This window comes from Cerasicoccus sp. TK19100, from assembly GCF_027257155.1.
GTDB lineage: Bacteria > Verrucomicrobiota > Verrucomicrobiia > Opitutales > Cerasicoccaceae > Cerasicoccus > Cerasicoccus fimbriatus.
Genome location: NZ_JAPWDU010000002.1, coordinates 482,084 through 503,866 on the forward strand (window position 1 = coordinate 482,084; position 21,783 = coordinate 503,866).

The 21,783-nt window shown below is 55.3% G+C and carries 18 protein-coding genes; 13 read left to right on the forward strand and 5 right to left on the reverse strand.

Going from position 1 to position 21,783, the window contains the following annotated elements:
- Window positions 1–172 precede the first annotated feature (172 nt).
- From O3S85_RS05535 to O3S85_RS05555, 5 genes are all read left to right on the forward strand, one after another.
- On the forward strand, window positions 173–1,090 hold the full coding sequence (locus tag O3S85_RS05535; protein ID WP_269538806.1) for a LysR family transcriptional regulator: 918 nt from the start codon (window positions 173–175) through the stop codon (window positions 1,088–1,090).
- 132 nt (window positions 1,091–1,222) lie between these two features.
- Window positions 1,223–2,464, forward strand: coding sequence for an MFS transporter (locus O3S85_RS05540; RefSeq protein ID WP_269538808.1), 1,242 nt, complete (start codon window positions 1,223–1,225; stop codon window positions 2,462–2,464).
- A gap of 57 nt (window positions 2,465–2,521) precedes the next feature.
- Window positions 2,522–5,632 (forward strand): glycoside hydrolase family 2 TIM barrel-domain containing protein, encoded by a 3,111-nt coding sequence (locus O3S85_RS05545; RefSeq protein WP_269538809.1) that lies wholly within the window; start codon window positions 2,522–2,524, stop codon window positions 5,630–5,632.
- Between the two features lie 68 nt (window positions 5,633–5,700).
- A complete protein-coding gene (locus O3S85_RS05550; RefSeq protein WP_269538810.1) occupies window positions 5,701–6,627 on the forward strand; it encodes a hypothetical protein in 927 nt (308 codons plus the stop codon).
- Between the two features lie 90 nt (window positions 6,628–6,717).
- On the forward strand, window positions 6,718–7,002 hold the full coding sequence (locus tag O3S85_RS05555) for a hypothetical protein (RefSeq protein WP_269538811.1): 285 nt from the start codon (window positions 6,718–6,720) through the stop codon (window positions 7,000–7,002).
- Here O3S85_RS05555 and O3S85_RS05560 read toward each other — a convergent pair.
- Window positions 6,983–8,530: a phytoene desaturase gene (locus tag O3S85_RS05560; protein WP_269538813.1), complete on the reverse strand. Its 1,548-nt coding sequence runs from the start codon at window positions 8,528–8,530 to the stop codon at window positions 6,983–6,985. The two genes, O3S85_RS05555 and O3S85_RS05560, sit on opposite strands and share 20 nt — an antisense overlap.
- A 251-nt stretch (window positions 8,531–8,781) precedes the next feature.
- On the opposite strand from O3S85_RS05560, the gene O3S85_RS05565 reads away from it, so the two are divergent.
- Window positions 8,782–9,204 (forward strand): hypothetical protein, encoded by a 423-nt coding sequence (locus O3S85_RS05565; RefSeq protein WP_269538814.1) that lies wholly within the window; start codon window positions 8,782–8,784, stop codon window positions 9,202–9,204.
- Between the two features lie 401 nt (window positions 9,205–9,605).
- Here the strand turns inward: O3S85_RS05565 and O3S85_RS05570 are convergent, their stop codons facing one another.
- Together O3S85_RS05570 and O3S85_RS05575 are read right to left on the reverse strand one after the other, a co-directional pair.
- On the reverse strand, window positions 9,606–11,009 hold the full coding sequence (locus O3S85_RS05570) for a sensor histidine kinase (RefSeq protein WP_269538815.1): 1,404 nt from the start codon (window positions 11,007–11,009) through the stop codon (window positions 9,606–9,608).
- 502 nt (window positions 11,010–11,511) lie between these two features.
- On the reverse strand, window positions 11,512–12,168 hold the full coding sequence (locus O3S85_RS05575) for a phosphorylase family protein (RefSeq protein ID WP_269538816.1): 657 nt from the start codon (window positions 12,166–12,168) through the stop codon (window positions 11,512–11,514).
- A gap of 107 nt (window positions 12,169–12,275) precedes the next feature.
- On the opposite strand from O3S85_RS05575, the gene O3S85_RS05580 reads away from it, so the two are divergent.
- From O3S85_RS05580 to O3S85_RS05590, 3 genes are all read left to right on the forward strand, one after another.
- On the forward strand, window positions 12,276–13,121 hold the full coding sequence (locus tag O3S85_RS05580; protein WP_269538817.1) for a GYF domain-containing protein: 846 nt from the start codon (window positions 12,276–12,278) through the stop codon (window positions 13,119–13,121).
- 53 nt (window positions 13,122–13,174) lie between these two features.
- Window positions 13,175–15,157, forward strand: a complete 1,983-nt coding sequence (gene shc / locus O3S85_RS05585) for a squalene--hopene cyclase (protein ID WP_269538819.1) — start codon at window positions 13,175–13,177, stop codon at window positions 15,155–15,157.
- Window positions 15,158–15,607: 450 nt separating this feature from the next.
- On the forward strand, window positions 15,608–16,414 hold the full coding sequence (locus tag O3S85_RS05590) for a hypothetical protein (protein ID WP_269538821.1): 807 nt from the start codon (window positions 15,608–15,610) through the stop codon (window positions 16,412–16,414).
- Here O3S85_RS05590 and O3S85_RS05595 read toward each other — a convergent pair.
- Window positions 16,397–16,954: an NUDIX hydrolase gene (locus O3S85_RS05595; protein WP_269538822.1), complete on the reverse strand. Its 558-nt coding sequence runs from the start codon at window positions 16,952–16,954 to the stop codon at window positions 16,397–16,399. The two genes, O3S85_RS05590 and O3S85_RS05595, sit on opposite strands and share 18 nt — an antisense overlap.
- A gap of 185 nt (window positions 16,955–17,139) precedes the next feature.
- Between O3S85_RS05595 and ispH the strand changes: the two genes are divergently transcribed.
- The 3 genes from ispH to O3S85_RS05610 all read left to right on the forward strand — a co-directional run bounded on the left by ispH (window position 17,140) and on the right by O3S85_RS05610 (window position 20,666).
- Window positions 17,140–18,015, forward strand: coding sequence for a 4-hydroxy-3-methylbut-2-enyl diphosphate reductase (ispH, locus tag O3S85_RS05600; RefSeq protein ID WP_269538824.1), 876 nt, complete (start codon window positions 17,140–17,142; stop codon window positions 18,013–18,015).
- Between the two features lie 112 nt (window positions 18,016–18,127).
- Window positions 18,128–19,537, forward strand: coding sequence for an aspartate aminotransferase family protein (locus O3S85_RS05605; RefSeq protein ID WP_269538825.1), 1,410 nt, complete (start codon window positions 18,128–18,130; stop codon window positions 19,535–19,537).
- A 52-nt stretch (window positions 19,538–19,589) separates the two neighbouring features.
- Window positions 19,590–20,666: a serine hydrolase domain-containing protein gene (locus O3S85_RS05610; RefSeq protein WP_269538827.1), complete on the forward strand. Its 1,077-nt coding sequence runs from the start codon at window positions 19,590–19,592 to the stop codon at window positions 20,664–20,666.
- Here the strand turns inward: O3S85_RS05610 and O3S85_RS05615 are convergent.
- Window positions 20,663–21,199 (reverse strand): D-glycero-alpha-D-manno-heptose-1,7-bisphosphate 7-phosphatase, encoded by a 537-nt coding sequence (locus O3S85_RS05615; RefSeq protein WP_269538828.1) that lies wholly within the window; start codon window positions 21,197–21,199, stop codon window positions 20,663–20,665. The genes O3S85_RS05610 and O3S85_RS05615 overlap by 4 nt on opposite strands.
- 66 nt (window positions 21,200–21,265) lie before the next feature.
- On the opposite strand from O3S85_RS05615, the gene O3S85_RS05620 reads away from it, so the two are divergent.
- A complete protein-coding gene (locus tag O3S85_RS05620; protein ID WP_269538829.1) occupies window positions 21,266–21,781 on the forward strand; it encodes a DUF192 domain-containing protein in 516 nt (171 codons plus the stop codon).
- Window positions 21,782–21,783 lie beyond the last annotated feature (2 nt).

Genomic DNA, 21,783 nt, shown 5'->3' on the forward strand with positions numbered 1-21,783 from the left:
GAACACCGCCTCAGGCATCACTCATGGCCAATTAAACGCGGGCGTGTTATCCTTGGCGCATGAAAACGCGCATCGCCCGACTCCTCCGCTTCTTTCCACGGTCCAAGACATTCAACAGCCCGCAGTTGCCCTCGGGGCGGAAGTTGTTTATCAATGGACGCATCATTTCGTTATGAGCTTGGAAATCCATTTACTGCGCACGTTTTGTGTGGTCGCCGAGGAGGAAAACGTTTCGCGTGCGGCGGAGCGTCTATACCTGAGCCCGCCATCGGTCAGTGCGCATATTAAATCGCTGGAAGATGAGCTCGGCGTGCGGTTGTTTACCCGGAGTTCGCGCGGCATGGCGCTAACTGAGGCCGGCCGCTCGCTGTGGGAAGATGCGGAGAGCATTATTCAGCAGACCGCTCAACTGCGTCGTAAGGCTCAAAGTCTGAGCCAGGACATCAGTGGCACGCTGCGCATCGGTATCAACAACCCTCCGGAGACATTGTATCTGGACGAGATTTTCAACCGACTCGGGCAGGACTTCCCCACCCTGCGCTTTGATTGCTCCTTTGGCTCCAGCCAAATCATCCTCAACGGCCTGCGCAACGACGTGCATGAGGTCGGCTTTTTCGAGGGCAAAAACAGCAACCCCGACATCGCCTCCATCGAACTGGAAGAGCGTCAACTGGTCATGATCGCGCCCCTGGCCTGGGCGAACGACCTGCTGAATGCGCCGGTCGGCCAGCTTCAGGAGTATCCCTGGATTTTTGCCAGCGAGGGCTGTTCTTATTACAAGTTTGCCCACGAGTGGCAGCGGGCCCGCGGCCTGAAAATCGACGAGCGCATCCGCTCCGTGAACGACGATTGCTCCACGCTGAGTTTCGTTACTTCCGGCCTTGGCTTGAGCATCGTGTCGAAGCAGATTCTCAACGCCTCGAAATATGCCGACACCGTTTGCGTGCTGCCGCAGTTTAGCGGCAGCGTCTGCTTGTCCATCGGCTACCTCAAACACCGGCAAAACGACGGCGTCGTGCAGGCTGCGCTCAAGACGATACAGGAAATCTGGCGCACCAAAGTTAGCACGGTTGCGACCACGGCCAGCTAGCATATATCTCGTTATAAACGGAAAACATTCCAGTTGCGCAATTGTGATTTCGCGCGCAGCCTAGAGGCTGATGTCCGCGTTATCGCTCAGTCTTCCATGCCGCCAAGCCGGGTCTAGCCGCACCTTGGCTCGATGAACCGCGACCGTAAGAACTACCTTGCGCACTCGCTGGAAGGCGGCCTGTTTATTGGCGGCATGTCGTTTATTGCCGGACAAACGGTGCTCACCGTCATGGCCAAAGAGCTTGGCGCGCCCAACTGGGTGATTTCAATTTTGCCGATTGCGATGTTCATGGGGCTCATCATGGCACCAATATTTACGGCCTCGTTCATTGAGCGCAGTCGCCACATGAAGCGCATTTCAATGATCACCGGCGTGCCGCAACGCCTGGTCTTCCTGGTAGCGGGCCTGGTGATTATTTTCTGGGGAGAGGAACGCCCAAGCCTCGCGCTGACAGCCCTGGTCCTGGCCCCGATTCTCTCCGGAGCGTTTGGCGGCATCGGCCATGGCGCGTGGATGCAGCTTGTTGCGCGTACGGTACCGGCCAACCGTCGCTCATCGCTCTCGGCCACGCGCAACCTGATCGCAGCCACGATTAGTATCTTTGCGGGAATTGCCGTGGAGCGTATCCTCAGCGCGTATGACGGCGTATTTGGCTTCGGTTTGTTACACTTGATCGCGTTTGCATTTCTGGTGCTGTCGTATCTGTTTTTTACCCAGATTCAGGAAAACGTGGTTGAGCCAATCGCCATCAAGCGAAGCCGTTCACTACCTGAGTATTTCAATGAGCTCGTGACCATTTTGCGTGCAGACCGGGACTTTCGCTTTTTTGCGATCATGCGGGTCACGGGACCGTTTAACCAGTTTGTCGTGCCCTATATGACGATCTACGCGATCGACGTGCTGGGTGCCTCGGCAAGTTTTGCAGGAAGCGCGCTGATCGCGAGCACCGTCGGGCAATTTGTGGGCAACGCGATTGGCGGCGTGCTCGGGGATCGCTTGGGCGGAAAGATGCTACTCGTCATCGCACGAGTGGCCTTTTTGCTATCCTTTATCTGCGCAACCATGGCGCAGACCTACTTTGCCTTCATGCTGTTTTTCTTCACCACCATGCTGGCAGCGAGTATCAACGGGATTGGCAATATGACGCTGATGCTGGAGATCGCACCCGACCACCGACGCCCGACGTATGGTGCCTTGGCGGGCCTGCTAAATGGTCCATCGATGATTTTGCTTTCGCTGGTAGGCTCGATGTACTGGACGAGTTTCAACTCCATGCAGTTGCAGGCTCTGATCGCGAGCTGCGGCATGATCATCTCCACCTACGCGATCTGCAAGGTCCGCGAGCCGCGCCGGAACAAACTCACGCTTTAATCTTGCTCGGCGCGGATGCCCTTAGTGAATTGCAGGCTTACTTTTTAAAACCCTCCAATGACCTATCCTATCCGCACTTCGACGAACCTCTGGGAAATCCCCGAACTGACACATATCAACCGGCTGGACATGCATTCCGGCCTGTTGCCCTACCCAGAGGCCGAAGCCGCACGGTCCGGTGAAAAATCCCCATGGACCCAGTGCCTGAACGGCCAGTGGCAATTTGCGCTCTTCCACCGCCCATCGGAGGTCACTGATGACATGCTGAAGGCCGCCTTTGACGACGCCTCCTGGGGCGCGCAGACGGTGCCCTCCCAATGGACGCTGCAAGGCTTATGGGACCGCCCCATCTACACGAATGTCCAGATGCCCTACGACAACACGCCGCCGCTGGTTCCCGAGGAGAACCCGACTGGCGTTTACCGTCGCACCTTCACCCTGTCCAACGACTGGGTGGAGCGGCGCACGGTGCTACATTTCGGCGGTGTGGAAAGCTACTTTGAGGTCTATGTAAACGACGTCTTCGTGGGCATGTCCAAAGACAACCGTTTGCCGTCAGAGTTTGACGTTAGCTCGGTTGTCCACGCGGGTGAGAACACCATTGCCGTCAAGGTGCTAAAGTGGTGCGACGCCAATTACGTGGAAGACCAGGACATGTTCTGGCATGCCGGTATTTATCGCCGCGTGTTTCTTTACTCGACCGACAAATGCTGGTTGCAGGATATCTTTGCCGAAACAAATTTCGACACGCTGACCAAGGAAGGAGAGCTGGATCTGCAAATCAAGCTCGGCTATGACCTCGGCGCATATCTGCCCGCCGGCCCCCAAGGAAACGTTGTCGTCGAGGCCGAACTACGCGATCCGGCAGGTGAAATCGTTTACGAAGACAGCGAGGAAATTGACTGCCGCTTCCGCATCAGTGGTTACTCCGCAAACTTGTTTGCGCTGATACCGAATTGCCAGGCCTGGTCCGCGGAATTACCCGCACTCTATACACTGACGGTGTCTCTCTACGACGATGCGGGGAAATTGCTCGAAGCGAAATCCACGCGAATCGGGTTTAAGAACGTCGTCGTCAAAGACCGGCAGCTGCTGACCAACGGCAAGGCCGTCATGATCCGCGGCGTCAATCGCCATGAGTTCCACATGACCACGGGCCGCACATTGACGCGTGAGGACATGATCAAGGACATCCTGATCCTGAAGAAATTTAACTTCAACGCCGTCCGCACTGCACATTACCCGAACGACGAGCTGTGGTATGAGCTATGCAATGAATACGGCCTCTACATTGTCGACGAAACCAACCTCGAATCACACGCGAATTACCCGTCGCTCTGTCGCGATCCGCGTTGGCGCAACCAGTTTGTCGAGCGCGGCGTGCGCATGATCCTGCGTGACCGCAACCACCCCTGCATCTTCTGTTGGTCGCTGGGTAATGAGTCGGGCAACGGCGAAAACCACGACGCTATGGGCCTCGCCATGGCCGCACTCGACGACAGCCGCATCTTCCACCACGAAGGGGAAATCCACCTCACCTGGAAACAGGGCCCGCGCAATTATGCCGAAACCCAGCCGATCCACAACGAGATGATCGACCCGATGTATCCCTCTCTGGAAGAAGTGAAGCGCTGGGCCGAGACCACAACCGACCACCGCCCCTACATCCCTTGCGAGTATTCACACGCCATGGGCAATAGTTGTGGCGGGCTCAAGGACTACTGGGAGCTTTTCGAAAACTACCACGGCCTGCAAGGAGGCTTCATTTGGGAATGGGTCGACCATGGCATCCTCACCACCGACGAGCAGGGCCGTGAATATTGGGCCTACGGCGGTGACTTTGGTGAGACGATCCACGACTCCAATTTCTGCACCGACGGCATGGTCGCGCCCGACCGCACGATTCGCCCGTCCGTGTATGAGTTTAAAAAGCTGGCGCAACCGATCGGCGTCACCGCAGTCGATCTCACGCAGGGCAAAATCCGTGTAGCGAACAAGAATTACTTCACCACGCTTGAGCTCTATGTTGGCAAATGGACAATCGAAACCGAAGGCGCAGTCGTTGCCCAAGGTGAACTGCCAGCACTAGCAACTGTGCCGGAGGCATCCGAGATCGTGACGCTGAATTTGCCTGCGGTTTCGCGCCGCGCCGACCAGGAAAGCTTTCTGAACATCCGCTTCGAAATGCGCGAGGCAACTCCATGGTGCGAGGCTGGCCATGAGGTTGCCTGGGAGCAGATCCCAATGCCAGCCAGCGAAATAACGCCCGCCCTGCCCGAACCGGCATCACGCGAAATTTCGGTCAACGCCGATGGCGACACGACCACCATCACTTGCGGCGATGTTCAGCTAACAACCAACACGGCGACCCACGAGATCACCGGCCTCAACTTTGCTGGACAAAGCTTGCTCAATGAATTTGCGGACCTCTGCGCCTGGCGCGCCACGACCGACAACGACGGAATCCGCCGTTGGGACGGCCAGGATGAGAAGCCAATGGGGCAATGGCTCAATGCCGGACTCAACGAGCTGAAAGTGAAGTCGCGCACGCTGACCATCGACGGCGCGGCGATTACCCAACGCACCGTCTGGGCAGGCAAAGATGAGGCAAAGGAACTCACCCATGAGCAGAAGGTCCAGGTGCTGCCCAGCGGCCACCTATCCGTTGAGAATACTTGCGATTACCACTCCGAGCTGCCGTCCCTGCCCCGCGTAGGCGTCGTCATGCAAGCACCGGCCGGATTTGAGAATGTCCATTGGTTTGGCAAAGGCCCGTGGGAAAACCACATCGACCGCGATGCGGGAACACCCGTTGGCCTCTACGCAGGCTCGGTCGATGATCAATATGTGAAATATGCCATGCCCCAGGAAAATGGCAATAAATCCGGCGTTCGCTGGTTCACATTGGACAATGGCAAAGTTGGTCTGAAGTTCATCGGTTCCCCAACCTTCGAATTTTCCGTGCGCCACTACACCGATGCTGATCTATTCACGAGCTACCACACCCATGAGCTGGAGGACAAAAAGCGCGCAGAGACAGTCATACACCTTGACCACAAACAGCGCGGCTTGGGCACTGGCAGTTGTGGCCCGCAAACCAGCGAGCCTTACACCGTCCCGCCCCAACAATACACATTCAGCTATACGATTGCCCCCTACCAAGTCTAGCTCTGGCATAGTTGATTCAACGGCGTTTTAGGTTTCACATAGCGCCGATCCCGCTTACGATTCAGATCATGCAGCCCCGCATGTATCCTCTTTGTTGTTGCCTGATATTCTTGCTGTTTGCCTGCGTGTGCCCGGCCCAAGTCGAGGTGCCTGAAGCAACTGAGGGCATACGGCTACGCGGTGCCAATGGCGCAGAAATCGTTGTCGCCGGTGTCTTGGAAGCGCGCCCGGAAGGCGCAGTCTTACTGATGTACGGCCAGCAGTCGACGATTCTCGCTCATTGGAACAAGTTCGATCTCGAATTGCTCAAGGAAGACCAGCCCGAGATGTATTACGGCTACCTCGACGCAACCCGCTACAATCGCCCATTCCTGCTGAAGCTCGGCGTGTTCGAAGGCATCGTCAGCTTTGAGGAAGCAGTTACTCAAATACACCGCGAGCTGAGCAAGCCGCGCTATTACCCGCTGCCGGAAAATGTTAATTATTTGATCGAGCAGGAGCCAGATGTCATCCGCTGGAAGGCCCGGGATTTAACGCGCTACAGCAAATTGATGCGTGATCACCAGCAACAGTTGCAGGACTTTCTTCGCCGTATTTTTCCCAAGGAATCCGTCATCATCGACGATCAGGGCAATGTCCACTTCAAGGACCGCCCTACCCGTGTGGACCTCAATCGTGGCGAGACGTCACTCTCCACGATTTTGACCGTGCTGGCAGACACCCGGCGTGCGCCGTCCCGCATCGGCTTGGACTATTTAAAAGAGGTCACAACTTTTCGCGAGGACATCAGTTCCCAATGGAAGGAGCTGCGAAAAGGCATTCCCAACGCCAGCTTCGATGAGGGAAATCTCAACCACCAAAAGCTACCCATACTGATGGACGAGTCACGGCTGGCGCTCATTGCCCTGCTCAACGAGTCCCACCTACATCAAAGCCACCAACAAAAAATTAGTGACTTCTACCTGTTTATTTACAGCCATACCCCCAGCTATTAAATTTTCACCAAACATGGCTCAAAAGTCTTAATACTGACTCGCCGTAACCTTGACTTTGTTACGAAATTTAAAGATTTGAATACTCATCAAATGAGTAAGCGTTTCCTACCCAGCATTGATCAGATTAAGCGAGCTTCCGAAGAACTGCCGGACGCCGATAGCCACGAATCGGAAGAATGCGCCGTGTCCTTCAAGGTTGGCAGTACCACGCGCGAGCTTTCCTTCAAGCGCGTAAAATTCAACGCAGGCGAAGGCAAAAGTATCTACCGCTGGGTTTACGACGGCAAAGTCATGATCCGCAACAGCGACATCCAGAAGAGTCGCCAAAAGGAAAAAGATGACGATTCGGTGATTTTCAGCGTATCGGTTCGATAAATTTGTCCAACACTTTGGCCGAGCTAATGACGCCCGGCAGACCGGCACCAGGATGCGTTCCCGCGCCGACAAAATAGAGACCATCGACGTCCTCACTCTTGTTGTGCGGACGGAACCACGCGCTCTGCGTGAGTAACGGCTCGAATTGAAACGCGCTCCCCTGAAACGCATCCAGACGATCATGGAAATCCTGCGGCGTGAAGATAAGCTTCGACTTTAAGTGCTTACGCAGATCCGGGACGAGGTGGTCTTTCTCCAACGAGGCCAGAATGCGATCCGCGTATTCTTCTTTAATATCGGCCCAATTCTGACCACCCTTCAGGTTGGGCACCGGGCTCAGCACATAAAAGCATTCGCAGCCTGGAGGTGCCAAGCTGGGATCCGTGCGCGTCGGCGCGTGCAGGTAGAGCGAGAAATCCTCAGCGACGACCTTCTTGTCAAAAATATCGCCTAAAAGCTCCTCATAGCGTGGTCCTAAAACGATGCTATGATGCGGCAGGTGCTCGTAAGTCCGGTCCGTGCCAAAGTAGATCACAAACAAGCTCATCGCATACTTCATGCGCTCCAGCCGCGGGTCCGTCCACTTGCGACGATGCTCGGGCTTGACGAGCTTACGGTAGGTGTTGGCCACATCGCCATTACTAATGACGACATCCGCCTCAAAGTATTCATCGGACTTCGCGGTAAACCGATACCCCGGCACATGGCTGGCGTCAGCCAAATCCTCTTCCTGCGAGCCCAGAATCGCGCGAACGCCTTTCACCTTGCCGTTTTCAACCACGATTTCCTCCGCCCGCGCACCGGTGATTAATGTGCCGCCAATGTCTTCAAACAGCTTCACCAAGCCCTTGACCAGAGCCCCCGTGCCGCCCATCGCGAAGTGCACGCCCCAAGTTTTTTCCAGGTAGTGGATCATTGCGTAAATCGCCGAAGAACGCAGCGGATTGCCTCCAATGAGTAACGGCTCAAAGCTGAAAACCTGCCGCAATTGCGGGTTCTTGATGTAGTGGCTGACGCGCTTAAAAACAGACTGCTCTGCGCGCAGTTTCACGAGGTCCGGAGCGACCTTAACCATCTCCCAAATAGAGTGAAATGAGTGATCGGCCAGATCGGTGAAAGCGCGATCAAATATTTGCTCACTGTAGGCCAGAAACTCGCGATATCCCGCAACATCCTCGGGGCTGAACTTGGCGATTTCCGCCTCCAGCGATTCCTTGTCACCACGATAATCGAAGACCTTGCCGTCATCGAAATAGATGCGGTAAAAGGGATCACAGGGCACGATCTCGATGTAATCGGAAAGCTTCTTTCCAGCGACTTCGGCAAGCTCGTCCAACACGAAAGGCACGGTGACGATCGTTGGCCCAGCATCATAGGTAAACCCTTGATCTTCATAGACATACGCGCGCCCTCCCGGCTTGTCGCGCATCTCCAGCAAAGTGACATCATATCCCTTGGCCTGCGTCCGAATGGCCGCGGCCAAACCACCAAATCCACTACCAATGACAACTGCTTTCTGCTTGCCCATGAATGAGATAAGAGCCAACTCAGCGCGTTTGACAAGCCCCACGTGAATAATTCCTCGCGAGGAAGGAAAGAGCTGCACCTACTCCCAAGCCAAGAAAACAAATGATCATGGCTCTCCCCCATAAGGCTGAAATGATTACCGTTATACGACCAAATCTTAGTACCATTCAGGTTAAACTTGGAATTCATACACGAATACTAATCTATATTTGAAATAAAATTCGTACGCCCCATACTCACTCCTATTATTTGATGGTTAAGCATAACTGGATATTGAATATCGCTGCTATTGTGATAATGCTACTGGCATCATCTTGTAATAAACAGGGTAATTCCAGTGTTGATGGTCGGCTAGTAGGCGTTTGGCGACTGAATGTTCCTTTAACATTGGAAATCCTCAAGAGCTCAAATATTGATGAAAGCGTGAAGGCTGAGCTTTCTCGTGCGTATCTAAGTTCAGAGTTAGAATTAGACACAGTTACTATTGAGATATCTAAAGATGGAGCAGTCAAAAGATCGTTTCCAGGCTTTCCTGTTCAGAGATCTGAAGTGGTTTTAATAGATGGTTTTTACCAAATTGGGAATTCGCCAATAGTATTGCAGAAGGATGGCAATTTGAGGATATCCAGTGCCAGAAGTAATGTTGACCTTGAAGAAGTATGGACTAAGGAGTAGCAGGCTATAAGAAGGGCAAAAGTGGCAAAACGTAGAATTAAACATTGATCACCATCAATGCTTAGGGTGTCCTCTATCTGCTCATGGCTGAGCCAGCGCTCGGCTATTCCCCAAAGGACGGAGGTTATGTTGCTGCGACAACACCACTTATGTTGCCTCAACAACAGTGGCTATGTCGACGTAACAACACTACTGTTGTTGGACAAACAACAGTAGTGGCTTTTTGAAAACACAGCAGTAGGCTTTTCCATAACAACAGAATAAGCTTTCTTATTTTGGCTCAGTTGCTTCGGTTGGCTTGCTCTTCGCCTCTTCTGAGAGGATTCGTGCCCCACGCCACACATTGAATGAGTGGGGGCAATGGATATCTAGGCGAAGATGATTTTCTGGGGAAAGCGCGTCTATGTGGATGTGGCCTGGCCTTGGCTCGCGATGCGTATTTTGGGAACCGTCAGGAAGAAGGTCGTGCCTTCGCCGGTTCGGGATTCCACCCAGATTCTGCCGCGGTGGAAATCGATGACGCGCTTAACGATGGCCAGGCCAATGCCGGTCCCTTCGTAGGGACCATCGACATGCGCTCGCTGAAACGGAAGAAAGATATTTTGAAAGTCCTTTTCTTCGATGCCGATGCCGTTGTCTTCGATCTTAAAGCGATGCATGCCCTTGACCTTTTCGTCGGCGCAAATGCTGACCGTCGGCTCGGGCTTGTCGTTGTATTTGAGCGCATTGTAGATCAAATTTGTCCAGATTTGAGTAAAGCGAACGGGGTCGCAGTAGATCGCCGGCAAGTCTCCCTTGATAACGATTCGTCCGCCGCGCTCCTTGCAGTAGAGCTTCAAACGCTGGACGACATCCTTCAGCATATCGTTCATGGATACGGGTTCGCGAGAAAGCTCCACCTTACCGGCGCGCGCGAACTCCAATAGCTCCGTGATGAGCGTGTTCATGGACTCTGCCGCGAATTCAATGGTTTCTAGCGCCTCTTTTTCATCGGGCTTCAATTGGTTTTCGAGGTCCTGCTTCAGCAACTCGGCCAAGCCATAAATGCTGGCGATCGGGTTCTTCAGATCGTGGGCGACAATGTAAGCGAAGCTCTCCAATTCGTCGTAGCGACGCTCGATTTCTTCCGCCATTGCGTTGAAGGCGCTGGTCAGCTTGCCAACTTCATCCAGGGAACGGCTTTCCATGCGGGTTGAGAAGTCGCGCATAGTAATTTTCTCTGCCATATCCACGAGCCTGAGCAAGGGCTTCGTGACGTGAGTGATAGTGAAGAAAATGACGCAGGCGGCAATCGGTAACACTAAAACAATGGGAATGATGGTAAACCAGAGCTCGCGTTCGTCAGCCTTCTCCAGTCGATGCACCGAGTGTTCGACTTCGTTTTCAATGCTATTGGAAAGCTCCTCAATCAGGTCTGCCATTGTGACCGCCACCCTGTCGTTAAGGAGCATGAATGTGGGCTGAGCGTCATCGATCTGCTGTAGATCTTCTTTGCTGAATAGCGCCTCCATCTCCTCGCTGATGCGATTTAGGCCAGCCTGGAAATCTTCCACTTCCTGGCGCTCGATTGGCGTCAATTCGAGAGCATTGAGCTCATTCAGGCGGTTTTGAACTTCACGCTTTTCCTGGACGAAGGTCGTGCGGTATTCGGCATGGCCTGAGAGCGCGTAGCTGTTTTCCGCCATGAGCAAGCGGATGTAATGTGACTCAATGCCCGCCAAGGCTCGCTGTTTGTCGACGCTTTGGTTGATTTGATCGGCGACGTTACGGTCTATCGATAGGGTATACAGGGACGAAGTAGCCATCAATATCATTAGGAACATCATGATGGCCAGTGGGATAGCTATTTTTTGGTTCAGAGTCAGGGAGCGCATGCGTTCAGGTTGCTAAGGGGGATTGTCGATTGGGGCGAAGGCTCTTCATAAGCCGTATTGATGACACTTATAACTAATAAATATCGGCAGATTCTGCAAAAGGCAAAGGTTCAGTGCTCACAAATCGTGTGCAACAGCGCGCAAATTTTCATTAAGCCGGCTCAGCGCTTTGCTTTTTAATCACGATATCATCGGGTGCCTCCAGTGGGAAAGTTGAAAATGTGAAATTACGAGGAAAAACAACCAGCCTCAGGGTCATTGTGCCTCAGGCCTTCACACTCCCAGTCGACCATAGATGGCCATTTGCATTAAATTTCGCCCGAAACCGAAACAACGATACGTAGCATCGCTCGGATGTGAGCCAGGCAAAACCCGAATCGAGCCCGCTGGAGACCGCTCGACGACAATCAGCCAGCCCTCTCAGCGATTGGACTTATTCCTCGGCCAGCTTCGCGACTTCCTTCACGACGACGCTGGTCAACGCGCGCCGGACGCCGGAAAGTGGCTTCAAAAAGCGCATTAGCCGGGGTATATCCCCCCAGTGGACGGCCAAGTGGAGCCCGAGACGAAACGGCGTGGTGACGCCCTTTTCCTGGTCGTAGCTGTGTTGCAGAATGTCGACGGGCACGCTTTCGCTGGCCAAGTCGCTCACGGCGCGAATAACCGTCAGCGGCAAGTCATGCTTTTGCGCGACTTCGGCGATGAAATCGCTTTCCATGTCGACCAGCGGGGCACCGGTTTCGGCGAGCAGACGGGCCTTGTCCTCGGCGGTCGCGATGACATCCCGTGCGGTGTGGATCTTCCCCTGCCCCCGGTTAATGAATACTTCGCCACGCTTGAGCGCAGGGTCCAGCGCGCCGGCATACCCCGCCAAAATCAAATGACTGAGCTGGTAGAATTCGATAAAGCTCTCGGTTCGCGAGGCGCAGTGCGGTGGCCCCATGCCCACGACACCCACGGCGATTTCCTGCCCTTCCAGCTTGCCAAGCCAGGTCGCGCAATACTTCTCCGGGCGCGCCGCCACGCGCTCGGTCATCTGGTTAAGCAGGTCCGCGCTTTCAAAAGAACTGGGAAAAACCACGCCGATCATCGGGTCGTTGTGTCGGGTAATTCCCTTCGGCGCAATCGATTAAATCGATGTATACAGGCTGGCCAAGCCCGGCTTTGTTTGTTCATATTAAATCGCATACTACTCACATGTCCGACGCTCACGAAAAAATTTGGTACTACGCGGAGTCCGGCCAACAGGTTGGCCCGTTTACCGGCGACGAAATGAAAAACATGGTCGCCAGCAAGAAAATCGCTGCCACCACCCCGGTGTGGAAAAACGGCATGGCCGAGTGGACGCCCATCGCCCAAGTCCCGGAATTGGCAGAGGCTCCGGCACCCAAGCAACCCGAGCCTCACGCCAGCGAGGATAGACCCACGAGCCTCAAGCTTGGTGCCGAGCGTAAATACAAGTCGGTTAACGAGGCTGACGAAAATGCGGATGCCGGTATCAACGTCACTGACATGCTCAATGCCGGCCCTCAGCAAGAGGGCAAAAAAGCGCCAGCCAAGCAGGAGCCGCGCATCGTGGCGCAGTCGAAGGTTGGCTTCTTCGAGAGCTTTGGCCTGGGTTCCTTCGAATCGGCCTTTTTCGCCATCACACTGGTTCTTGGCGGCATCGCTTGCGCGATAAAATTCGATTACTGGCACACCATCGTGATCGGCGTCGGCTTCCTTTGGATGTTTGCCGCCGGCATTGCCCTGATCGTGCGCGCCTTTATGCGGCACTGGGGCTGGGGGCTGGTCTACCTGCTGGTGCCGTTTGGCGCGCTGGTCTATATCATCGTGGACATCAAAAGCGCCTTCAAGCCGCTGCTGCTCTACGTCGTGGGGCTGGCGGCTTGCATTGCCGCGGTGCAATCACCCGGCTTTGAGGAAAGTCCACTTTTTGAATTCTACCAGGAATACGCCGAGCAGATTGAGGCCGAAATCGAAAAGCAGCAGCAGGAAATGGAAGAAAGCCGCAACGAGCGGCTGGACCAATTTAGCGAATAACCTCAGGCCGAATTTCCTTGGTCTTCGCGTAAATTTCGCTATCTCAATCGGTTATGGCGGACACTGTCACATCTTCCACCGGCCCTTCACTTGAAGGCGTCGATCAGTCCATTGAGCGCATTAAAGATTTCCTGTTTTCGATCCAGGAAAAAGGCGGCTACTGGAATTGTGAGCTACCCATCGACATCACTGTCGCCTGCGACTACGTGCTCTACCACTACTGGGCCCGCCTGGAGGACAAGCTTCCCAAGGAAAAAATCATCGCGCACATCAAGAAGCGCCAGAATGAAGACGGCGGCTGGTCCCAGTTTCAGGATGGCCCGAGTGAGATCGGTGCCACCGTCAAGGGCTACTACGCACTCAAGATGATGGGCGAAAGCCCGAATGCCGAAATCATGACCAAGGCCCGCGACAAGGCGCTGGACCTCGGCGGCATCCCGGCTCTCTGCACTTGGTATAAGCTCACACTGGCGCTGATCGGCTGCTTCCCATGGAAAGATTGCCCGCTAATCCCCGTGGAGGTGATGCTCCTGCCGCGCTGGTCCCCCTTTAACATTTACCGTGTCAGCAGTTGGACCCGCAACATGCTCGTGCCGTTGGCCGTGATCAACCACTACAAGCCCACGCGCATCATCGAAAGCTGCCCCGACCTGAACGAGCTCTACCCGGGCGGCTCAATGGAGAGCGATCTCGGCCTCAAATGGAGCGAAAAAACCTTCTCCTGGAAGAATTTCTTCCTGGCTTGCGACAAGACCTTCCGCTTCGTCAACAACCTGCCCCAGGGCCTGTTCCGCAAACGTGCGCTGAAGGCCGCCGAGGGTTGGATCAACGACCGCGTCACCCACGGCTCCGACGGTATGGGGGCCATTTTCCCGGCGATGATGAATGTCCTCCTCGCCCTGGAGTGCTTCGGCTACGAGAAGGACCACTGGATTTTCGAAAAGAACTACAAGCACTTCGTCGACCTGACCACCGACGGCGACTGCTGGCCGACCTACGGCAAAACGCAGGGCAACACCACCGACGGGCCCGACGAGTGGCGCATCGCGCCGTGCTTCTCGCCGACGTGGGACACCGCCATTGCCACCATGGCCATCGCCGAGAGCGGCCATGATCCGGAGGACCCACGCCTCCAAGCCGCTGCCGACTGGTTGCTCGACCGCGAAATCACTTTCCGCGGCGACTGGAAGGAAAACTGCGAATTCACCGAAGCCACCGGCTGGGCCTTCGAGTTTAACAATGACTTTTATCCGGACGTCGACGACACCTTCCAGGTCGTCCTCGGCCTCAAGCCCCTCCTCGCCACCAACACCAAGTCGCAGGAGCAAACGCTCGACCGCGCCATCCGCTGGTGCCGTGCCATGCAGTGCAAAGAAGGCGGCTTCGCGGCGTTCGACAAGGATATCAACGACGCCTGGCTGGAAGAAATTCCCTTTGCCGACCACAACGCCATTCTCGATCCGCCCTGCTCCGACATCACTGGCCGCGCGCTCGAAACGCTGGCGCTCATGGGCTACGGCCTGGAGGACGATGTCGTCGACCGCGCCGTGCAATTCCTCAAGGACACGCAGCTCGAAGACGGCTCATGGTTTGGCCGCTGGGGCGTGAATTACATCTACGGCACCGGCCACGCGCTCCGCGGCCTGCACGCCGTAGGTGCCGACATGAGCCAGGGCTACATTCAGCGTGCCCGCAACTGGCTGGAAAACTGCCAAAACGAAGACGGCGGCTGGGGCGAATCCATCTGGACTTACCACGACGAGACCACCAAGGGCGAAGGCGAGTCCACACCCTCGCAAACCGCTTGGGCGCTCCTCGGTCTGCTCACCTTCGGCAACCCGAACCGCCCGTCCATCCAACGCGGCGTCAACTACCTGCTGAACAATCAGAAGGAAGACGGCTCCTGGCGCACCCGCCTTTTCACCGGCACTGGTTTCCCGCGCATTTACTACCTGAAGTATGACAGCTACGAATGGAGCTGGCCACTGTATGCGCTGTCGAAATATCGGCAGTTGGCGAAGACCGGCGAAGAATAATCCTCGCCGTTGAATCCTCACGCCCACGCTGCTGGTAAACCAGCTCAAGACCATTGCGGCACCACCAAGCTCTTCATTGAATCGGCAGAAATGACCACCGAACCTTTCCTCGATAATGACGGGTTGCGCGTTGATAACTGCGAATGTGACGCCAATTAAGCCCCTCGTTGGACGAACGTTTGCATCCAGGTTTTCGCAGTCCGGGTTTGAAAGCTGATTGGCTCAGCACCGCCAGGGAAAGTTGCGCAAGCCCCTTTTGCGGAAGATCTAGACCCCCAATCATGACAGCGAAAAATCTCCTACGGATTATCTAAAGGCAATTCAATCGCATTTGCTCGACCTACCACCGAAGTTCAATTAACAGACAACGTGATGAAAAAATGGATTCAAGATCTAGATAAGACCGAATTTGGAGAAGGGACATACTCCCAGTCATACCAAGACACTCTTTTGGACATTATTTTTGAGAATATCGGCACGGTAAATAACCCTCCGTATTGCGTTGAATTTGGCTACAACTGCGACTCCCTTACCGGTGGTTCGGGCGCAAATGTCGCCAAGTTGATCCTGGACCATGGCTGGAAGCACCTCCTGCTCGATGGGGGTAATGAAAATCCAGCAATCAACCTGCACCAACATTTTCTTTACTCGCATAACATTTGCGAAATTTTTCGTAAGTACAACGTCCCGCAAGAGCCGGATTACGTCTCCATCGACGTCGATTCGACCGATATGTGGCTTTTTGATGCAGTCTTGAAAGAATTCAAGCCGCGGGCATTGACCGTGGAGTATAATTCGCACTTTCCACTAGACCGCGCGATCACCTTCCCGGAAAACAGCGAAGAGCAATGGGTTGGCGACCGGGCCTTCGGAGCTTCCCTGAAGGCGCTAAACATCGTCGCCCAGAATCATGGTTACTCGCTTATCTGGGTGATTCCCTGCCTGGACGCCTTTTTCGTTCGCAATGACCTAATCGACGACGGTTCCGGCGAGTTGACGTTCCCCTATGAAAAATGGGAGCACTGCTGTAAGCTGGTTAACAAAAAACCACTGTACGACCCCAAACGCACCGCCATTTTTCTAGATTATGAAGTATACTTGAAAACCGGTGGCAATGAGGAGGCCGCGCACCAAGCAGCTCAGGATGTTTGCAACCACGTTCTACTAGATACGTTACCCAGAAAGTTCTTACGCCGCATGCGACGACATTGGATGCGCCTTAAGCAGCCGAAAGGATATCTACTGGAGCGAATCTGACGATTCACCGAAAAAGGCCTGCGCGTCCTGCTGGCGGACAATGCCCCAGATCAGGCGAAAGCTCGGCGCATAGTTGCGGCGATCTTCGCGGATCAGCGCATCCAAGGCGTCCGGCTGATACCAGGCACCGGCGTCGATTTCCTCGGGATCTAGCGTCATATCTGCATCCCAGACCAAATGATAAACTTGGATAAATTCGGCACCCGTATGTTTGCAGGCGGGATGTTTAAAGAGCAGCTGCATCGCCTCGGGACCCTGGATTTGGATGCCAAGCTCTTCCCCGAGTTCGCGCACGGCAGCGGTATCGTAGTCCTCCCCGGAGTCGACATGCCCGGAGGCGGAGGTAGTCCAGACACCGGGCATCTGGTCTTTGCTCATTGAGCGCTTTTGCAGGAAGACTTCGTTGCGACTATTCCAGACCAAGATATGCACGGCACGGTGCATCAGGCCTTCGGCGTGTACGCGTCCACGTGGGGCCTGGCCAATCACCTGGTCTGTCTCGTCGACGATATCAAAAATTTCGTTGGGGCTGGAGGGCATATCGATTTGAGATTGGGGGTAGCGGAAATTGTTCCTAAATGGATGCATATCCAAGATTTATGCAACTTATAACCTATTAGTTGGATTTCCACGGGTGTTTACTGACCAGACAGACCCTTGTCCCAAAATAAACTTGCCTCATAGCATGGTGGGACACACTCTCATTTGTTTGATTCAAGATTGCTATGGAAGTTATTAGAGCAGACAGTGCTGGATTTTGCTGGGGTGTTGAGCGCGCCATTGATATCGCCGCTAAATTTGCGGCTGAGGGCAAGCGCCCCGTCTACACAGACGGACCCCTGATTCACAATAAGCAGATGATGGAACGCCTTGAGGCGACCGGCATTAAGGAAGTCGGCGACTACCAGAGCAAATCCGACCTGACCGTCTCCGATGAAGACAAGGAAAACGGCGTGCTCGTCGTCCGCGCACACGGCATTTCGCCTGAGCGCCGTGAGTATCTGAAGAGCCTCGGCATGAATTTCAAGGACGCCACCTGTCCGGACGTCGGCATCATCGCCGGTAAGATCAAGATGCATGCCCGCAAAGGCTTTGACACCGTCATTTTCGGCGACCCCAAGCACCCTGAAGTGATGGGCCTCATGGGCTACACCGAAGGACGTGGACACGTCGTAAAGAACGATGAAGACATCCGCGCCCTGCCCGACTCCATCGGCCCACAAGTCTGCATGGTTTCGCAGTCCACGATGTTTACCGACGAGTTCGAGCGCCTTTCGAACATCCTACGCGAGCGCTTCCCGGAAGCCAAGGTCTTTGACACCATTTGCGGTGCCACCAAAGAACGCCAATCCGATATTCATGTCCTCATGAACAACGGTGCCGAAGCCATCGTGGTCGTTGGTGGCCGCCACAGCGCCAACACCAAGAAATTGGCTGCGCTCGTGGAAAAAACAGGCCTCCCCGCCTACCACGTTGAAACCGTGGCTGAGCTGGACATCACGCACCTGCACGATAATTACAACAAGGTCGGCGTGACCGCTGGGGCCTCCACACCGGAGTTTCTGATCAAGGAAGTCGTTGAAAAACTCCAGTCTGCCTAGCAAGTCGCTAAGCAGTAGAGCTTGTAAAACGACAGAAAATCGATTGTAACGTCTGTTTAAACGCAGAATAGGCGCGTCATTTGGCGTCTATAGTGACTATTGAGAGCGAACTATGTCCGAATTTGACATCACTCGCCTGATAAATGAGCGCGCAGGCGAAAATTACGAGCTCCACGACCAGCATGTAAATCGCACGCTGGTTAAAGTGTTACGCACCATTGGTTTCGATAAAGTTTATACCCGAGCAAAAGGCTCCTATCTCTACGACGCCGAGGGCAATGACTACCTGGATTTTCTAAGCGGTTACGGTGTTTACAACATCGGCCGTAACCACCCTCTGGTCGCCAAGACCATTAAGGACGTCCTGGACCTGGACATGTCCAACATGGTCCAGATGGACTGCGCCCTTCTCAGTGGCTTGCTCGCGGAAAAAGTCGTGGAGATCACGCCGCCGCACCTGGATGCCGTCTTTTTCTGCAATTCCGGTGCCGAAGCCGTCGAAGGCGCACTGAAATTTGCCAAGGGCGCAACCGGCCGCAAGCGCATCCTGTCACTCGCCGGTGCTTATCATGGCCTGACTCTCGGAGCCCTCTCCTTCACCAACAACGGCAACTTCCAGGAGGGCTTTGGCCCGCTGCTGCCCGGCGCGGAAATGGTGGCCTATGGCGACCTCAACCAACTCGAGGAAAAACTACGCCAGGGCGACGTCGCGGCCTTCATTGCTGAGCCCGTTCAGGGCAAAGGCGTTTACTGGCCAGATGAAGACTATTTCCCGCAGGCTCAGGCACTCTGCCGCCAGTATGGTGCCCTCTTCATTATGGACGAGGTGCAGACTGGCCTCGGCCGCACTGGCAAGATGTGGGCCTTCGAACACTGGAATCTCGAGCCCGACATTCTCACCATGGCCAAGGCGCTTTCGGGCGGCTATGTGCCAACTGCTGCGTTTGTCACCCGTCGCGACATTCACCAGAAAGTGTTTTCGCGCCTCGACCGTTGCGTGGTTCACTCCACCACTTTTGGGCGCAACAACCTCGCCATGGCCTGCGGCTTGGCAACGATCCACATTCTCCAGCATGAAAAGCTCGTGGAAAATGCCGCCTGGGCCGGCAAAGTCATTGAGGAAAAACTGCTGGAGCTCAAAGCCCACCATGAGCTGATTAAGGAAGTCCGCGTCAAGGGCTGCATGGTCGCCATCGAGTTCGGCGAACCCCGCTCCATTAAAATGAAGCTCGCCTGGAAGGGCATCCACGCAGTGGACAAGGGCCTGTTCCCGCAAATGGTGGTGACGCCGCTGATGACCAAGCACCGCATCCTCACCCACGTCGCCGGCCACAATTTGGACATCGTTAAGGCCCTGCCGCCGCTCATCATTGGCGAGCCGGAAATCCACCGTTTTGTGAATGGCCTGGATGACATTTTGCAGGACTGCACACGCCTGCCTGGCCCGATGTGGGACTTTGGTCGCAACCTCGTGCAAACTGCGATAAAGCAGCGCAAGGGCAAGAAGCTCGCGACGGCATAGCGTGTCATTTCGATCTTCACACGGCATGCGTTTCATTGCTTAACTGCTGCGCATGCCCAGACTGAATCCCCCCATCCAAGCGTTCCTGGACGAGCTCATTGACCAGGCTGACGAACGCGGCTTGCAGGTTGTCGCCTATCACCATGGCGAACTCGTCGTCGACGCCTTTGCTGGCGTGGCGGATATCAACACCGGGGCACCTGTCGATGCGGATACGCTTTTTCCCGTTTTCTCGGTGACCAAGGCCCTTGCGGCAACTGCCATCCACCTGCTGGCTGAGCGCGGGCAACTCGACTACGACGCGACCGTGGCCAGCTACTGGCCGGAGTTTGCCGTTAACGGCAAAGAGGGAATCACCGTACGCCAGATTTTGGGCCACACTGCTGGTCTTTACAAAATGCCCGATGACCTCGACCACACAAAGCTGGCCAGTTGGGATTACATGGTCAATGCGCTGGCCAAGGAGACTCCGGCCTACACTCCCGGCGAGCAGCAAATCTACCATGCCATGACTTACGGCTGGCTGACTGGCGAACTGATCCGCCGCATCGATGGCCGGGCTTTTCCGCAGTTTCTCGAAGAGGAAATCAAGGCTCCACTCGGCATCGAGGCGATGTATTGCTCGATTCCCGATGAGGTCGAGCGCCGCATTGCGTGGTTGGAGGAGGACAACCCCGGCTCACCCGACAACCTCGGCAACGGCTCCGTCCCGGGGTGGCTTCGCCCGCTGCATGTCTGGATGAACCGCGATGACGCCCGCCGCGCCTGCATCCCTGCCAGCAGCGGCATCATGAACGCGCGCTCGATTGCGCGACACTTTGCAGCCCTATTGCCCGGTGGCGTCGATGGGGTTTCGCTGTTGCCCAAGTCTCGTATTGCGACTGCGACCGAGCGCCAGTGGCCAACCACCGCCCCGGAAAACTCGCTTAACTTCGGCCTCGGTTTTGCCCTCGGCAGCGAGGATAGCGCGATCGGCCCTCACGGCTTCGGCCACGGCGGCTACGGTGGCTCGCAAGCCTTTGCCGATCCCGATGCCGGTCTCGCCTTCGCGCTATGCAAGAACCGCTTCAATGATCAGGGCAACACGCGCAAAGTCATCGATAAAGTGCGCGAACTGATCGCGAGCTAATCCAGCGTCGCCACAAATTCCACAATCGAATCGTAGAGCGGAATACCATGCGCGGCGAGCACGGTCGAGGCCTTCTCGTTGATGGCCTTCCCCGTCTTGAGCGCCACCGGCTGGATGCCGGCATTGACGCCGCATAGCCAGTCACTCTCGCGGTCGCCGAGCATGTAGCAGGCATCGGGATTCAGCCCGTCGCGCGCAATCATTTCGAGAATGTATTTCGGCGACGGCTTGCGGTATTCGCTGGGTTCGTCCGGCCGCTCCGGCGCGATGCAGATGCCCGCAAAAAGATCGTCTCCCATGTTCAGCAGCTCGAATAGCCGCCGATTGCAGGCATGGACGTCGTCCATCGTCAGCATGCCACGGTTCACGCCGCTCTGATTCGTGACCATATAAAACACATAACCCAACTCCCGGGCCCGGAGCAGCGCCTCGCGCGCGCCCGGTATCAGCGCTACCTCATCCGGATCGCGCAAGTAATGCGTGTCGTGATTCAGCGTGCCGTCGCGATCGAGAAAAAGCGCTTTTTTTTTCATGCACTTCGAGTCAGCCAGTAGACTTTCGCGTTGGCAAGCATCCGCTGCTCACGTAAAAACGAAGGCATGATTTTACCTCGCCACATGTTGCTCGGCTGCCTGCTGCTTGGCCTGACCTTTGCCGTCGCCGACCAGCCAAGCACCGACACGCCCGAACGCGTCACTGCGGAGACTTATTTTCCGCTGACCATCGGCGACAAAGACATCCGCGTACAGCTCGCCATCCTGCCCAGTGAGCAAGCACAAGGCCTGATGTTCCGCCAGGAGCTGGGCGAGAACGACGGCATGCTGTTCGTTTTCCGTAAACCGGGACCACGCGGCTTCTGGATGAAAAACGTCGATATCCCGCTCGACGTCGGTTACATCCTTGCCGATGGCACGCTGGCCGAAGTTTACCCGATGTATCCACACGTGGAGGAGTCCGTAAAATCCAAGAGCGACAAAATCAAAATCGTGCTGGAGATGAACCAGGGCTGGTTCGCGGAAAACGGCATTAAGCCCGGTGATAAAATCGACCTCGCCCAAGCCGCAGCGGCCATGGACGCTCGCGGCTACAGCGCCGCCCGCTACGGCTTGAAATAACC